Origin of the sequence: Dyella sp. KRB-257, assembly GCF_049445995.1 — a bacterium.
Taxonomy (GTDB): Bacteria; Pseudomonadota; Gammaproteobacteria; order Xanthomonadales; family Rhodanobacteraceae; genus Dyella_A.
Window position 1 is genome coordinate 202,111 of the sequence record NZ_JBMSDZ010000006.1, and the last position, 14,533, is coordinate 216,643.

The 14,533-nt window shown below is 68.5% G+C and carries 14 protein-coding genes; 6 read left to right on the plus strand and 8 right to left on the minus strand.

All coding sequences use genetic code 11. The features are described from left to right. Positions 1-44 precede the first annotated feature (44 nt). Positions 45-3,125, minus strand: a complete 3,081-nt coding sequence (locus tag ACO2Q2_RS07060) for a valine--tRNA ligase (RefSeq protein WP_423255051.1) — start codon at positions 3,123-3,125, stop codon at positions 45-47. 444 nt (positions 3,126-3,569) lie between these two features. On the opposite strand from ACO2Q2_RS07060, the gene ACO2Q2_RS07065 reads away from it, so the two are divergent. Next, the gene (locus ACO2Q2_RS07065; RefSeq protein WP_423255052.1) at positions 3,570-4,442 is read left to right on the plus strand and encodes a glycoside hydrolase family 16 protein; all 873 of its coding nucleotides are present in this window, start codon (positions 3,570-3,572) and stop codon (positions 4,440-4,442) included. A gap of 26 nt (positions 4,443-4,468) precedes the next feature. Here the strand turns inward: ACO2Q2_RS07065 and hemE are convergent, their stop codons facing one another. The 5 genes from hemE to ACO2Q2_RS07090 all read right to left on the minus strand — a co-directional run bounded on the left by hemE (position 4,469) and on the right by ACO2Q2_RS07090 (position 9,088). Beyond that, entirely contained in the window at positions 4,469-5,539 is a 1,071-nt protein-coding gene (hemE, locus tag ACO2Q2_RS07070; RefSeq protein ID WP_423255053.1) for a uroporphyrinogen decarboxylase, read from the minus strand. A gap of 162 nt (positions 5,540-5,701) precedes the next feature. Then, on the minus strand, positions 5,702-5,962 hold the full coding sequence (locus tag ACO2Q2_RS07075; protein WP_423255054.1) for a hypothetical protein: 261 nt from the start codon (positions 5,960-5,962) through the stop codon (positions 5,702-5,704). An 89-nt stretch (positions 5,963-6,051) separates the two neighbouring features. Continuing rightward, positions 6,052-6,768, minus strand: a complete 717-nt coding sequence (locus ACO2Q2_RS07080; RefSeq protein WP_423255055.1) for a TVP38/TMEM64 family protein — start codon at positions 6,766-6,768, stop codon at positions 6,052-6,054. Continuing rightward, positions 6,765-7,322, minus strand: a complete 558-nt coding sequence (locus ACO2Q2_RS07085) for a nucleoside deaminase (RefSeq protein ID WP_423255086.1) — start codon at positions 7,320-7,322, stop codon at positions 6,765-6,767. The genes ACO2Q2_RS07080 and ACO2Q2_RS07085 overlap by 4 nt, the downstream gene beginning before the upstream one ends. 11 nt (positions 7,323-7,333) lie before the next feature. After that, positions 7,334-9,088 (minus strand): glutamine--tRNA ligase/YqeY domain fusion protein, encoded by a 1,755-nt coding sequence (locus ACO2Q2_RS07090; protein WP_423255056.1) that lies wholly within the window; start codon positions 9,086-9,088, stop codon positions 7,334-7,336. A gap of 130 nt (positions 9,089-9,218) precedes the next feature. On the opposite strand from ACO2Q2_RS07090, the gene ACO2Q2_RS07095 reads away from it, so the two are divergent. The 5 genes from ACO2Q2_RS07095 (at position 9,219) to ACO2Q2_RS07115 (ending at position 13,251) form a co-directional block, all read left to right on the plus strand. Next, complete coding sequence (locus tag ACO2Q2_RS07095) at positions 9,219-9,494, plus strand: putative signal transducing protein (RefSeq protein ID WP_423255057.1); 276 nt, start codon at positions 9,219-9,221, stop codon at positions 9,492-9,494. Positions 9,495-9,863: 369 nt separating this feature from the next. Then, on the plus strand, positions 9,864-11,114 hold the full coding sequence (locus ACO2Q2_RS07100; RefSeq protein WP_423255058.1) for an ATP-grasp domain-containing protein: 1,251 nt from the start codon (positions 9,864-9,866) through the stop codon (positions 11,112-11,114). After that, positions 11,104-12,198 (plus strand): phosphoserine transaminase, encoded by a 1,095-nt coding sequence (locus ACO2Q2_RS07105; RefSeq protein ID WP_423255059.1) that lies wholly within the window; start codon positions 11,104-11,106, stop codon positions 12,196-12,198. Before ACO2Q2_RS07100 ends, ACO2Q2_RS07105 begins: the two co-directional genes overlap by 11 nt. A 194-nt stretch (positions 12,199-12,392) precedes the next feature. After that, positions 12,393-12,911, plus strand: coding sequence for an adenine phosphoribosyltransferase (locus ACO2Q2_RS07110; protein ID WP_423255060.1), 519 nt, complete (start codon positions 12,393-12,395; stop codon positions 12,909-12,911). Positions 12,912-13,095: 184 nt separating this feature from the next. Beyond that, complete coding sequence (locus tag ACO2Q2_RS07115; RefSeq protein ID WP_423255061.1) at positions 13,096-13,251, plus strand: DUF3309 family protein; 156 nt, start codon at positions 13,096-13,098, stop codon at positions 13,249-13,251. Between the two features lie 12 nt (positions 13,252-13,263). On the opposite strand, the gene ACO2Q2_RS07120 is transcribed toward ACO2Q2_RS07115, so the two are convergent. Further along, entirely contained in the window at positions 13,264-13,464 is a 201-nt protein-coding gene (locus tag ACO2Q2_RS07120) for a hypothetical protein (protein WP_423255062.1), read from the minus strand. A 74-nt stretch (positions 13,465-13,538) separates the two neighbouring features. Next, positions 13,539-14,513: a LysR substrate-binding domain-containing protein gene (locus ACO2Q2_RS07125; RefSeq protein WP_423255063.1), complete on the minus strand. Its 975-nt coding sequence runs from the start codon at positions 14,511-14,513 to the stop codon at positions 13,539-13,541. Positions 14,514-14,533 lie beyond the last annotated feature (20 nt).

A 14,533-nucleotide genomic window follows, 5' to 3' on the forward strand; every position in this document is an offset into this window, starting at 1 on the left:
CAAAGACATTCGCGCACAGGGTGCGCTCCTACGGGCGCGGAGGATCAGCCGAGCTTGGCCGCCTGCTCGCGCAGTGCCGTCAACGTGGTGTTCCAGTCCACGATGCGCTGGCGCTCCTGTGCCACCACCTCGGCTGGCGCGTTGGCGACGAAGTTGGCGTTGCCGAGCTTGCCTTCGCACTTCCTGATCTCGCCCTCGATGCGGGCGATTTCCCTGGTCAGGCGTGTCTTTTCGGCGCTGAGGTCGATCAGGCCTTCCAGCGGAATCAGCACGCGCAGCGAGCCGACCACGGCGGCCGCGGCGGCCGGTTCGTCGGCGCCCGCTTCGATCCACTGCGGGGTTTCCACGCGGGCGAGGAAGCTGATCTGCGCGGCGAACTTGGCGGCGCGGGCGTGATCGCCGGCATCGCCGTCGGCCAGCAGCAGCGGGATGGTCTTGCCCGGGGCGATGTTCATTTCCGCGCGGATCCTGCGCACGCCGGAGAGCACGGCCTTGAACCATTCGATCTCAGCGGTGGCGGCCTCGTCGGCGGCGAAGTCGGCAGCCTGCGGGTAATTGCAAAGAATCAGCAGCTCTTCTGAAGAGTCCGGCATGGATGCCGGTTTGTTCTTTGCGCTCAGGGAGGAGCGCACAGGCAACTCCTGCCAGATTTCCTCGGTGATGAACGGGATGATCGGATGCAGCGCGCGCAGCATCGTTTCCAGCACCACCAGCAGGGTGTGCCGGGTGGAGGCCGCGGCGGTGGCGTCGTCGCCGTTGAGTGCAGGCTTGGACAGCTCCAGGAACCAGTCGCAGTACTCGTTCCACACGAACTCGTAGAGCGACTGCGCAAGCAGGTCGAAGCGGTAGCTGGTGAAGTGCTGCTCCACTTCGGCCAGCGTCTGCTTGAGGCGGGTGAGGATCCAGCGCTCGGCTTCGGTGACGGGCTTGGCAAAGCCCCTCTCCCCTCGGGAGAGGGGTTGGGGTGAGGGTGCGGAGGTGCCGGAAGCCTGCGCTCCGCCCGTACCCTCACCCGGCGCATCCGCGCCACCCTCTCCCGCGGGGAGAGGGGATTCCAGATTCATCAGCACGAAGCGCGCTGCGTTCCACAGCTTGTTGCAGAACGCCTTGTAGCCCTCGGCACGCTTGATGTCGAAGTTGATCGTGCGGCTGTAGCTGGCCAGTGCGGCGAAGGTGAAGCGCAGTGCATCGGTACCGATCGCGGTGATGCCGGCGGGGTAGTCCTTGCGCACGCGCTTCTCGACCTTCTCGCGCTCCTGCGGCAGCAGCAGGCTCCTGGTCGACTTGGCCACCAGCGGCTCCAGCGCGATGCCGTCGATCAGGTCCAGCGGGTCCAGCGTGTTGCCCTTGGACTTGGACATCTTCTGGCCCTCGGCGTCGCGCACGATGGCGTTGATGTACACCTCGCGGAACGGCACCTGGCCGGTGAAGTACCTGGTCGCCATCACCATGCGGGCGACCCAGAAGAAGATGATGTCGAAGCCGGTGACCAGCACCGCGCTGGGCAGGAAGATCCTGTCGTTCTCCCAGTTCGCCACCACCTCGCCGCGCTCGTTCTTCACCGGGCCGTCCATCGGCCAGCCCAGCGTGGAGAACGGCCACAGCGCGGCGGAGAACCAGGTGTCGAGCACGTCCTCGTCCTGGCGCAGCGCACCCACCGGCGGCTGCACGGCGTGGGCGCGCGCGTCGGCCTCGTCCTCGCCGACGAAGATGTTGCCCTGCTCGTCGTACCACGCCGGGATGCGGTGGCCCCACCAGAGCTGGCGGCTGATGCACCAGTCCTGGATGTTCTCCAGCCACTGCGTGTAGGTGGTGGACCAGTTCTCCGGCACGAAGGTGATCGCGCCGGAGCTCACCGCCTGCAGCGCCGGCTCGGTGATCGCCTTGCGCCCGCCGGGGCGGCCGTCGCGCAGCGTCTCGGAGGTGAGGTCGACGAACCACTGGTCGGTGAGCATCGGCTCGATCACTGCGCCCGAGCGCTGGCTCACCGGCACCTTGAGCTTGTGCGGCTTGGTTTCCACCAGCAGGCCGGCGGCTTCGAGGTCGGCGAGGACGGCCTTGCGGGCCTCGACGCGATCGAGTCCTCGGAACTTTTCAGGAATTAGCTCGAAAGTTGCCCGTCCATATTTTTGAGCCCCGTCCAGGTGGCCAGTGATCTCATCTGCATCGCGCGAGTACGCGTAGTCGTCGCTGGATTTGCTCTTAACCCGAGCGTCCAAGGTGAAGATGCTGATAAGACCTCCCTTCGGTAGGTCTTTCAGCTCATCGTTCTTGTGCCGTTCCCAGACTTGATAGTCGTTGAAGTCGTGTGCCGGGGTGATCTTCACGCAGCCGGTGCCGAACTCGCGATCGACGTAGTCGTCGGCGATCACCGGGATGGTGCGCCCGGTGAGCGGCAGGTGCAGCTGCTGGCCGATCAGGTGGGCGTAGCGCTCGTCTTCCGGGTGCACCGCCACCGCGACGTCACCCAGCATGGTCTCCGGACGCGTGGTGGCGACCACCACGCTCTCCGCGCCGTCGGTGGTCATGTAGCGGATCGACCACATCGAGCCGTCGCGCTCGACGTTGTCCACTTCGAGATCCGACACCGCCGTGCCCAGCGCCGGGTCCCAGTTCACCAGCCGGTTGCCGCGGTAGATCAGGCCGTCGCGGTACCACTGCACGAATACCTTGCGCACGGCGGCCGAGAGGCCCTCGTCCATGGTGAAGCGCTCGCGCGACCAGTCCGCCGCCACGCCAAGCCGGCGCATCTGGCGGGTGATGGTGGAGCCGGATTCCTCCTTCCACTGCCACACGCGCTCGACGAACGGCTCGCGGCCCAGGTCGTGGCGGGTCCTGCCCTCGGCGGCGAGCTGGTTCTCCACGATCTTCTGCGTGGCGATGCCGGCGTGATCCGTACCCACCTGCCACAGCGTGTTCATGCCGCGCATGCGCTGGTAGCGGATCAGCATGTCCATCACGGTCTGCTGGAACGCGTGGCCCATGTGCAGGGTGCCGGTGACGTTCGGCGGCGGCAGCAGGATGCAGTACGGGTCGCCGTGGCCGGAGGGCCTGAACACGCCGCTCGCCTCCCAGCGGGCATACCAGGTGGACTCGATCTGGGCGGGTTCGAAGCTCTTTTCCATGGGGACTCGCTAATGACGCGGCCTGGGCAGGCGCGTCGTGATCGGGCGTAAAGGAATGTCTGATTTTGTCCGTCATTCCTGCGCAAGCAGGAATCCAGTGTCTTGGGTGTTCAGTCGCTTGAAGGCACTTCGATCCCAGCTTGCGCCGGGATGACGAGCAAAAAGCCGGTTGTTCAGACCTTCCCGAAACGCGCCATTGTACGGGCCGCGCCCGGGGCTGCCAAAAGCGGCATCCGCGAACGCGCCGGCGTGTGCGGGCTGGCATGACGCAGCGTGGGTTTCGCGCTTGGCCCGGAATGCGAGAATCGCCGGACGCGGGTCGACCGCGGGCAGCAGGGCAGTCGGCAGGTGCGAACGATCAATGAGGGAGCGGCCGGGAACGCGCCGCAGGCACGGGCTCGCCGCGGTCGGCGATGGGGGCTCGCCCTGGCGCTGCTGGCAACGATGGCCACGGGCGCGGCACACGCCGAGGTGCCCCGGCCGGCCGGCTGGACGCTGCAGTTCGGCGACGACTTCGACGGTGCGGCGGGCCAGCTGCCCTCGGCCGAACGCTGGCGTGTCGACACCGGCCACGGCTATCCCGGCGGCCCCGCGAGCTGGGGCACGCACGAGGTGCAGCGCTACACCGCCGACCCGGCCAACGTGAGCCTGGACGGCCGCGGCCACCTGCGCATCACGCCGCGTCGCGACGCAGCGGGCGAGTGGACCTCGGCGCGCATCGAGACGCAGCGCGACGACTTCCGCCCGCCCGACGGCGGCGTGCTGCGGATGGAAGCGCGCCTGCGCATGCCGGACGTCAGCGGTGAGGCCGCGCTCGGCTACCAGCCGGCGTTCTGGGCGCTGGGCGAGAGCTTCCGCCGCACCGGCCAATGGCCGCAGGCGGGCGAGTTCGACATCATGGAGAACGTCAACGGGCTCAACCTGGTGTGGGCCACCCTGCATTGCGGCGTGCTGCCGGGCGGGCCCTGCGACGAGCCCAACGGCCTCGGCCAGCACCGCCCCTGCGCCCCCACCACCTGCCAGGGCGGTTTCCACACCTACACCTTCGAATGGGACCGCCGCGTGGCGCCCGAGGCGCTGCGCTGGTACCTCGACGGCCGGCTCTACGGCGTGATCACCCGCGATCGCCTGCCGCCGGCCACGTGGCAGGAAATCACCGGCCAGCGCGGCTACTTCCTGCTGCTCAACGTCGCCATGGGCGGCGACTTCGCCTATGCGATCTCCGGCGGCCGCGACACGCCGGTGCCGGCGACCGAGCCGGGCCACCCGATGGTGGTGGATTACGTGGCGGTGTGGACACGGGTCGGCCGGCCGTGAATTTTCCGGCCGCGACCATCGCGGCCTTACGCCGGGCGCAGCGTGCGGCCGTAGGCGTGCACCTCGTCCACCAGCACCTTCACGTGTTCCGGGTCGACTTCCGGCGTGATGCCGTGGCCGAGGTTGAACACGTGGCCGGGGTGGTTGCCGTAGCTGTCCAGCACGGCGCGCGCCTCGCGGCGGATCACCTCGGGCGAGGCGCGCAGGATCGCCGGATCGAGATTGCCCTGCAGCGCCACCTTGCCGGCCACGGCGCGGCGGGCGTCGGCCAGGTCGAGGGTCCAGTCCACGCCCAGCGCGGCGCAGCCGGTGTCGGCCATCTCGGCCAGGTGCGCGCCGGCGCCCTTGGAGAACAGGATCACCGGCAGCGCGCCGGCCACCGCGTCGGCCTTCAGTGCCTCCACCACGTGCTGCATATAGCGCAGCGAGAACTCGCGGAACGGCGCGGGGCCGAGCAGGCCGCCCCAGGTGTCGAACACCATCAGTGCCTGCGCGCCGGCACGGGCCTGGGCGATCAGATAGGCCGCGACGGCGCGCGCCAGCGTGTCGAGCAACTGGTGGGCGAGCGCCGGCTCGTTCCAGCACATCGCCTTGAGCGTGGCGAAATCCTTCGAGCCCTGGCCCTCGACCATGTAGCAGGCCAGCGTCCACGGGCTGCCGGAGAAGCCGATCAGCGGCACGCGGCCGTCCAGCTCCTGGCGGATCAGCCGCACCGCGTCCATCACGTAGCGCAGCTCGCCGTCCATGTCGGGGACGGTCAGATTCTGGATCGCCGCCGCGTCACGCACGGGACGGGTGAACTGCGGACCTTCGCCCGCGGCGAAACTGAGCCCAAGCCCCATCGCGTCGGGGATGGTGAGGATGTCGGAGAACAGGATCGCCGCGTCGAGATCGAACCGTTCCAATGGCTGCAGCGTCACCTCGCAGGCGAACTCGGGGTGCTGCGCCAGCCCCATGAAGCTGCCGGCGCGTTCGCGGGTGGCGCGGTATTCGGGCAGGTAGCGACCGGCCTGGCGCATCACCCAGATCGGCGTGGTGTCGGTGGGTTCGCGGCGCAGGGCGCGCAGGAAGCGGTCGTTTTTCAGGGGGGCGGACATGAGCGTGCCTTGGCAGATCGATGGGTGAGGGCGGATCGGAGACGGTCCTGCACGGATGTCGGCTGGCTGTAGGAGCGCACCCTGTGCGCGAACAACACCGGCCCCGTAGCTCGATCCTTCGCCCACAAAGCGGGCTCCTACAGGCATCGGCGGATCGAGCGATCAACGTTGATAGGGCCCATCCAGGCCCTGGCTGAACATCACGCGGTAGCCGCGCTTGAGCTGGGCATCGCGCGCCTTCTCGAATGCGGCGATCGCCTCGTCGCGCTCCAGGTACTGCTCGCGCCTGAGCGTGGCCTTGCCGCCCTGCGTGCCGGTTTCGCGGTACAGCGTCCAGCCGCCGAGCAGATCCTGCTCGAGCACGATCTGGACGTAGCGCGGTGCTTCGGTCGCGGCGGGCGGGGTTTGCAGGTAGAGGCGCATGGCGTCCGGGGAGGGTGGTTCGGGTGCGGCCGGGAGGCCGCAAACGCGCCATTCTAGAAGGCCGGCGCCGATGGCGCGAGCGCGCCGGTTCAGTGTTCCGGCGGTGGCGGCATGCGGCGATGGCGGGTGAACCGCTCGGCCAGCAGCGGCAGCAGCGAGATAAGCGCGATGCCGCCCAGCGGCAGCAGCACGCTGCGGTGGAACAGCAGGCCCAGTCCGATATGGTCGCTCTGGCTGAGCGCATCGCCGAGCCCGGCGCCGACCAGGTTCTCGAACACCAGCGTCACCGTGCCGCCCAGCCAGGTGGCGCCGAGGAACAGCCACGGCCCGCAGCGCAGCCAGGCCAGACAGACGGTCACCGCACCGAACGGCAGCACCGGCACGAAGCGCAGGAACAGCGTGTAGCTCACCGGATGGTGGGCGAAGCCGTGGCGCAGGCGCTCGACCATCCGCGGCGGACACTTGCGGCCGGCGCCGAAGGCGTAGCGGCTGGCCAGGAACAGGATCAGCGAGCCCAGCGTGAGCGCGATCGAGGAATAGATCGTGCCCTCCACCACGCCGAAGGCGAAGCCGCCGGCGAGGATGATCACGATGGTGCCGGGAATGCCGGTGGCCATGCCCAGCGTCAGCAGGCCGATGTAGGCCAGCCGCGACAGCCACGGCGCGATGGCGATCTCCGCGCGCAGGCGCTCCTGGTGCGCCACCAGGTATTCCGGACTGAACCGGGCGAGCGTGCCGGACGCATACAGCGCAATGCCGGCGAGCACCAGCAGGATCAGCGGCAGCGCGGCACGCAGCCGGCTCAATAGCCCGGCCCGCTTTCGCCGTAGGCGGCGAGCACCGTGCGCGCCTGCTGGCGCAGGATGTCGCGGCGCACGGCGATGCCGCGGCGCTCCAGCTCGCCGATCCAGTCGGCCGGCAGCGGGCCCTCGTCGAAGTCGGTCAGCTCCTCCACGTCGGCCGCGCGGGCGCCGATCAGCAGCTCGTCGATGCCCGCCCACACCGTGGCGCCGTAGCACTGACAGCACGGCTGCGCGCTGGTGGCCAGCACGTAATGCCCGCCGTCCTCGTTGAGGCGGAAGCGCTGCAGCCGCTGCTGGGCACCCATGTACGCCATCATCTCGGCGTGTGCCACCGAGCAGTTCTGCGCGATCACCCGGTTCACGCCGGCGGCGATCAGCCGCCCTCCGCCGTCGAACACGGCCGCGCCGAACGGGCCGCCGCTGCCGTTGGCCACGTTGTGGCGCGACAGCTCGATCGCCAACCCCACGCGCTCCTCGTCGGTGAGGTAACGGCGCGCGGTGTCGGCCACGTCGCCCAGCCATGGCGGCAGGGTGAGATGGATCTGGATCGGAAGCATCGCCACCGGACTCAGACCTTGCTCGCCCAGGTATCGCGCAGCGTCACCACGCGGTTGAACACCGGATGGTGCGCGTGATGGTCGACGCGGTCGGCGACGAAATAGCCCAGCCGCTCGAACTGGAAGTGCTGCTCCGGTTCGGCCAGCGAGGCGGCACGCTCCACCCAGCCGGTGATGACGCGCTTGGCCTCGGGGTTGATGTGCTCGATCCAGGATTTGCCGTCGCTCTCGTCGTCCGGCGCCGGCACGGCGAACAGGCGGTCGTACAGGCGCACCTCGGCGGCCACGCCGTGCATGGCGCTGACCCAGTGGATGGTGCCCTTTACCTTGCGATCGGCGCCCGGCAGGCCGTGGCGCGATTCCGGATCGAGCGTGCAGCGCACCTCGGTCACCTGGCCGTCGGCGTCCTTGATGACTTCCTCGCACTTGACGATGCCCACGCCGCGCAGGCGCACTTCGCCCTCAGGCTTGAGACGGTGGAAGCCCTTCGGCGGCACCTCGGCGAAATCGTCGCGCTCGATCCATACCTCGCGCGCGAACGGCACGCTGCGGCTGCCGAAGCTCTCGTCCTTCGAATGGTTGGCGAAGGTGAGGGTTTCCTCGTGGCCTTCCGGCAGGTTGGTGATCACCAGCTTGAGCGGGTCGAGCACGGCCATGCGGCGCGGCGCGGTGGCGTCGAGATCCTCGCGCACGCAGCCTTCGAACACGGCGTAGTCGATCACGCTGTTCTGCTTGGAGACGCCCAGACGCTCGATCAGCAGTCGGATGCTGGCCGGGGTGAAGCCACGCCGGCGCAGGCCGCGCAGGGTGTTCATGCGCGGGTCGTCCCAGCCGTCGACGTGGCCCTCGTTCACCAGTTGCGCGAGCTTGCGCTTGGAGGTGATCGAGTAGCTCAGGTTGAGGCGCGAGAACTCGATCTGGCGTGGCTTGCTGGGTTTCGTCTCCAGCCCGGCATCGACCAGCGGCTGCCACAGCTCGGGATGGTTCGGCAGGTCCACCGCGTCGACGAACCAGTCGTACAGCGGGCGGTGGTCCTCGAACTCCAGCGTGCACAGCGAATGGGTGATCGACTCCAGCGCGTCGGACAGGCAGTGCGCGTAGTCGTACATCGGGTAGATCGGCCAGGCGTCGCCGGTGTTCTGGTGGGCGACCTTGCGGATGCGGTAGATCGCCGGGTCGCGCAGGTTGATGTTGCCCGCGGCCATGTCGATCTTCGCGCGCAGCGTCTTGCTGCCGTCGGCGAACTCGCCCGCGCGCATGCGGCGGAACAGGTCCAGGTTCTCTTCCACCGAGCGGTCGCGGAACGGCGAGTTGCGGCCCGGCTCGGTCAGCGTGCCGCGGTAGGCGCGCACCTGGTCGGCGTCGAGGTCGTCCACATACGCCTTGCCGTCCCCGATCAGCTTGAGTGCCGCGCGGTAGAACACCTCGAAGTAGTCCGAGGCGTGGCGCAGCTCGTGCCAGTCGTAGCCGAGCCAGCGCACGTCCTCCTTGATACCCTCGACGAACTCGGGGTCTTCCCGGCCCGGGTTGGTGTCGTCCAGGCGCAGGTTGCACCAGCCGCCGTCGAACTCGCGGGCGATGCCGAAGTTCAGGCAGATCGCCTTGGCATGGCCGATGTGCAGGTAGCCGTTCGGCTCCGGCGGGAAGCGGGTGCGGGTGGTGGCGTGCTTGCCGCTGGCCAGGTCGTCGCGAATGATCTGGCGGATGAAGTCGCGCGGGGCGTCGGACGCGGGGCTGGACGGAGCGCTGGGGGTTTCGTTGGACATCGGGTGACTTCGGCTCGCGACGCGGGGGGCGGAAATCCGCGAGTTTACCCGGTCGCAGGTTGCCGGCCATCGGCAAGCCCCGCTGCGGCGGCGCTTGCCGGGGCCACGCATCCCCACTAGCGTGCGGGGCATGCACATCGCCTACCGCGCCGAAACCCTGATCGATGCCCACCTGGTGAAGGACGCGCTGGAGCGTGCCGAGATCCCCGCCTTCGTCACCGGCGAATACCTCACCGGCGGCGTGGGCCAGTTGCCGGCGATGGATTACGTGTTGGTGATGGTGCCCGAATCGGCTCGGGCAGCCGCTGCGGCGGTTGTCGGCGAGGTCGGCTGCGCCCTCGCCGAGGCACGCCAGGAGGCATCCGGCTGGACCGACGCCCCCGGGACGGTGGTCATCCCAGGGTGAGAGGCTGAGAAAAAATCGCCCGCCTGCTGCGACCGTCGCCAAACGCCCGTGCCGGCGGCGCGCTCGCTACGGCGGTCGAATGTTTCCCAGCCTCAGCGCATGGCCTGCCCCATGACATGTTGAGGAAAGCCACGGGCAGGAGCATGGCGGCCGGTGTCACCCTTTTGCGGCCTGTCGGGCTTTGCACGGCCGGGCTGCGAATCCGGCGGTGCGGTCCCTGTTTCCGCCGCTTCGCCGACCCATGGAACCACCATGGGCCGACGAAACGTCGAAAACCTGTTCTCGCCCAGCCGACTTCTCGCCTCGACCAAGCAAAGCCCGACAGGCTGCTAGCCCATGGATTGCTCCCCGTTGAACGGTAGGCCGACTTTGTCAGACGCAACCGCCGAGGCGCTTGCCAGGCATCCTCCCAGGCTGGGTCTCGCCGCATTGCTGCGGTCTGCCTTCCGGCATGAGGACCTTTCCGTCCACCTGCCATCGCTGATCGAGCGCGCCGAGCGCGATGACGCCTACGCCCTGCTGGACCTGGCGCTGATCCAGCAGATGCGTTTCCGGAAGGAAAACGGCCTGGCCCTGCTGCGGCAGGCGTTGCAGTTGCAGCAGCTGTACCGGATCGGCGATGCGCCGGCCGATGCACTGCACGTGCTGGTGATCAAGACCCCCGGCGACCTGATGGCCAACACCCCGGTGGAGTGCCTGCTCGAGGACGCCGGATTTCGTGTCGATGCCCTCTATGTCGGCGCCGCGCTGCCGTGGCCGTCGCAGCTTCCCGCCCACGACCTGGTATTCGTGGCGATCAGCGAGGCGGATGCGCATGTCGAGGTGTTGCAGCAACTGGATCGCTACCTGGCGGACTGGTCGTGCCCGGTGCTGAACCGACCGGCGCGGATCCCGGCGCTGTCGCGCGGCGAGGCATTCACGCGCCTCGCCGACGTCGACGCCATCCGCATGGCCACGACCATCCGCGTGTCGCGCCAGGCGCTCGAGCAGGTCGCCGCCGATCCGGCACGAGCGGCAACCTGCCTGCCCGGGGTCGGGTTTCCGGTGATCGTGCGACCGCTCGGCTCGCATGCCGGAACGCAGCTGGAGCGTATCGCCACGCCGGCTGACCTGGGCGCCTATCTAGCCGGCACCGACGCTTCCCGTTTCTTTGTCGCCGATTTCATCGACTACGCCGCGCCCGACGGCCTGTTTCGCAAATACCGGATCGTGCTGATCGACGGCCGGCCGTTCGTCTGCCACATGGGCATCTCGCAGCACTGGATGGTGCATTACCCGTACGAGGAAATGACCGCCCACGCCGACCGTCGTGCGGAGGAGGCGGCCTGCATGGCCGGCTTCGACGACGACTTCGCACGCCGGCATGCGGCGGCCTTCGCCGCGATCGCGCAGCGCTTCGGCCTGGACTACATCGGCATGGACTGCGCGCAGACCGCCGACGGCCGGCTGCTGGTGTTCGAGTTCGCCAATGCCCTGGTCGTGCATGCCATCGACGATCCGGCGCTGTTTCCCTACAAGGCGGCGCAGATGCGCAAGGTGCTCGGCGCATTCGCCGGGATGCTGCAGCGGCGCGCCACTCCCGATGACCCGGCCAGTCCTGCGGTGACCCATGCTGTCTAATCTGCTCAACTTCTCCGGTGGTCCGGGTGCCTTGCCGGTGTCCGTGCTCGAACAGACCCGGCAGGCGATCATCGCCCTGCCGGAAACCGGGCTCTCCGTGCTCGGCATGAGCCATCGCTCGGACTGGTTCAAGGCGCTGCTGCAGGAGGCGCAGGACAACATCCGTGTCCTGCTCGGCGTGCCGGAGCGCTACCACATCCTGTTCCTGCAAGGCGGCAGCAGCCTGCAGTTCTCGATGATCCCGATGAACTTCGCACATCGGGCGGCCGTACCGGCCGAGTTCGTCTCGTCCGGCTACTGGAGCCGCAAGGCGGTCACCGAGGCGGCGCCGGTGGTGCCGGTGCGCACGGTCTGGGACGGTTACGACGAGGGGTTCCGCCGCCTGCCGGACTGGGCGTCGCTGGAGCACCATCCGGAAGCGCCGTTTCTGCACTACATCTCCAACGAGACGGTCGAGGGCCTGCAATTCCGCGATGCGCCGCTGCCTGGGCCGGTGCCGCTGATCGCCGACATGTCCTCGGACTTCCTGTCACGACCGTTCGACATCGGACGCTACGCGATGGTCTATGCCCATGCGCAGAAGAACCTTGGCCCGGCCGGCGTGACGTTGGCGCTGATCGATGACGCAATGCTTTCGCGCATCCCCGGTGGCTTGCCGCCGATGCTGGACTACCGTACCCACGTCAAGCACGGCTCCAACTACAACACGCCGCCGGTGTTCTCGATCTACGTGCTGAACCTGGTCAGCCGCTGGCTGCGCGACGAGATCGGCGGCGTCGACGCGATCGAGCAGATCAACGCGCGCAAGGCGGCCGCGCTCTATGGGGCACTCGAGCGCCACGTCAACCTCTTCGAGATCCATGCGGAGCCAGAGGCGCGCTCGCTGATGAACGTGGCGTTCCGGCTGCGCGACCCGGCGTTGCACGACGGCTTCCTCGCCGAGAGTCGCGCCGCCGGGTTCTCCGGGCTGGAGGGGCATCGTTCGATCGGCGGCTTGCGGGCCTCTCTTTACAATGCTGTGGGCGAGCCTGCCGTTGCACGGTTGACGGAGCTGCTGGACGACTTCGCTGCCCGGCATGGCTGAGAGGCTGAGAAAAAATCGCCCACCTGCTGCGACCGCCGCCAAACGCCCGGCGGCGCCCAACGCACCTTGTCACGAACGCTTGGCGGCGCTCTCGCTACGGCGGTCGAATTTTTCTCAGCCTCTGAGCCTGGTGACCGTGGTATGACGCGCGCACCGCTGTGCCGTATTCGCTTCCTCCCCCACCCGGACACGCCATGACTTCGCTTGCCGGTCTCGTTCGTGCCGTGCCCGATTTTCCCAGCCCGGGCATCGTGTTTCGCGACATCACTCCGCTGCTGGCCGACGCCGGTGGCTTCGCCCGCTGCATCGATGCGCTGGCCGAGCCGTGGCTGGAGCAGGGCGTGCAGGCAGTGTGTGGGATCGAGTCGCGCGGTTTCATCTTCGGCGCTGCACTGGCGCAGAAGCTCAACGCTGGCTTCGTGCCGCTGCGCAAGCCGGGCAAGCTGCCGCCGCCGGTGACCAGCGTGGACTATCAGCTCGAATACGGCAGCGACCGGCTGGAAGCGCGAACCGATGCGCTCCGGTCCGGTGAGCACACGCTGATCGTCGACGACGTGCTGGCCACGGGTGGGACGTTGCTGGCGGCACGGGCGCTGGTGGAGCAGCTCGGCGCGCGGTTGGCCGGAGCGGCTGTAGTGGTTGAGCTCGATGCGCTGGGCGGGCGGCTGCGCTGGCACGGTGATGCGCCGCTGCACAGCCTGCTGCATTACTGAGTCGCCGCACGCGTGAAGACGCGCTCACCGCGCTGAACCTGACGCCGCTGCATGGAGACTCTTCGCCGTTCGTTGACCGCTCCGACACTGCACAGGGGCGAGGGTTGGCGGCAAGCGCGGTGAGTTGCCGCGGCTGGCGCTGCCGCGGTTCGCGGCGCGTCCATCGTAACGGAGGGACCATTCCATGCTCGTCACCATTCTGATCGTGCTGCTCATCCTCGCCCTGATCGGCGGCCTGCCCACCTGGGGCTATTCGCGCAGCTGGGGTTACTGGCCGTCTGGCATCGTCGGAACCATCCTGATCATCCTGGTGGTGCTGTGGCTGCTGGGTCGGATCTGACGTCGAGAAACGTCAGCGCTGGATGGTGAGCGACTCGACGTACACCAGTTCGCAGGCGCCGTTGCCGGTGTCCTCGCGGGTCAGCGAGCTGTTCCAGTGCCAGCCGTCCGGGCGGCTGGCGTCGACCAGGAAGCCCTCGATGCGCACCACCTCGCCGGGGCGCACGCGATTGAGCATCGCGCGCACCCCGGCGTCGGCGGGAATCAGGTGCATGCACCGCTTTCCACAGCACCAGCACGCCGAGCGCGAGCTGGCGGCCGTTCACGCCGGCCTCCCGACCGGCGCGCTCATGCGCGTGCGCCGATCCTGGCGGCGGTGCCCGGAGGCTTGCCGGGGCGGGTGGGCGTGGCGATCGAACGCGGGTCCAACAACCCCGGTGGCAGGCGCTTGAACACCTCGGCCAGTTTCAGCAGGAAGCCGTGCATGGCCGAACTCTTGCGCCACACCATCGCCACCCGGCGGCTGGGCGCCGGATGCCTGAACTCGATCAGGTGCAGGTTGCCCGACGGTGCCACCGGCGGCTTCACCGCCAGCGTCGGCAGCAACGTGATGCCGACCTCGGCCGAGACCATCTGGCGCAGCGTCTCCAGGCTGGTGGCGCGAAAACCGTTGCGCTCGCCCGCGCCGGCGAGGTGGCACACCTCCAGCGCCTGGTCGCGCAGGCAGTGGCCGTCCTCCAGCAGCAGCAGGCTCTCGTGCGAGATGTCGGCCAGTTTGAGCTGGCCGTGCTTGTGCGCCAGGTGGTGCGACAGCGGTACCGCCAGCACGAACGGTTCCTCGAACAGATACTCCACGTGCAGGCTGTCCTCGTGCAGCGGCAGGGCGAGGATGCCGGCATCGAGCCTGCCCTCGCGCAGCAGGCGCACGATCACCTCGGTCTTCTCCTCCACCAGCAGCAGTTCGAGCCGGGGAAACGCCTCGCGCACCATCGGCACGGAATGCGGCAGCAGGTAGGGGCCGAGGGTAGGGAAAATGCCCAGCCGCACCGTGCCCGTTTCCGGATCGCGCGTGCGCCGCGCCACCGCGCGGATCTGCTCGACCTCGTTGAGCACCTCGCGGGCGCGATCGGCGATGTCGCGACCGACCTCGGTGAGCAGCACCTTGCGCGGCGCGCGCTCGACCAGCGCCACGCCCAGTTCCTCCTCCAGCTTCTTGATCTGGGTGGACAGGGTGGGCTGGCTGACGAAGCAGGCCTCGGCGGCGCGGCCGAAGTGGCGGTGCTCGGCGAGGGCGACGAGGTAATGCAGATCGCGCAGGTTCATGGCCGGTGTCGGCTCCGATA

What these genes read in the sequence shown, in the direction of transcription:
- ACO2Q2_RS07125 (WP_423255063.1), bottom strand. Translation starts at nt 14,513, where the DNA reads ATGAACCTGCGCGATCTGCATTACCTCGTCGCCCTCGCCGAGCACCGC.
- ACO2Q2_RS07120 (WP_423255062.1), bottom strand. Translation starts at nt 13,464, where the DNA reads ATGCACCTGATTCCCGCCGACGCCGGGGTGCGCGCGATGCTCAATCGC.
- ACO2Q2_RS07060 (WP_423255051.1), bottom strand. Translation starts at nt 3,125, where the DNA reads ATGGAAAAGAGCTTCGAACCCGCCCAGATCGAGTCCACCTGGTATGCC.
- ACO2Q2_RS07075 (WP_423255054.1), bottom strand. Translation starts at nt 5,962, where the DNA reads ATGCGCCTCTACCTGCAAACCCCGCCCGCCGCGACCGAAGCACCGCGC.
- ACO2Q2_RS07090 (WP_423255056.1), bottom strand. Translation starts at nt 9,088, where the DNA reads ATGTCCAACGAAACCCCCAGCGCTCCGTCCAGCCCCGCGTCCGACGCC.
- ACO2Q2_RS07105 (WP_423255059.1), top strand. Translation starts at nt 11,104, where the DNA reads ATGCTGTCTAATCTGCTCAACTTCTCCGGTGGTCCGGGTGCCTTGCCG.
- ACO2Q2_RS07110 (WP_423255060.1), top strand. Translation starts at nt 12,393, where the DNA reads ATGACTTCGCTTGCCGGTCTCGTTCGTGCCGTGCCCGATTTTCCCAGC.
- ACO2Q2_RS07085 (WP_423255086.1), bottom strand. Translation starts at nt 7,322, where the DNA reads ATGCTTCCGATCCAGATCCATCTCACCCTGCCGCCATGGCTGGGCGAC.
- ACO2Q2_RS07095 (WP_423255057.1), top strand. Translation starts at nt 9,219, where the DNA reads ATGCACATCGCCTACCGCGCCGAAACCCTGATCGATGCCCACCTGGTG.
- hemE (WP_423255053.1), bottom strand. Translation starts at nt 5,539, where the DNA reads ATGTCCGCCCCCCTGAAAAACGACCGCTTCCTGCGCGCCCTGCGCCGC.
- ACO2Q2_RS07115 (WP_423255061.1), top strand. Translation starts at nt 13,096, where the DNA reads ATGCTCGTCACCATTCTGATCGTGCTGCTCATCCTCGCCCTGATCGGC.
- ACO2Q2_RS07065 (WP_423255052.1), top strand. Translation starts at nt 3,570, where the DNA reads ATGGCCACGGGCGCGGCACACGCCGAGGTGCCCCGGCCGGCCGGCTGG.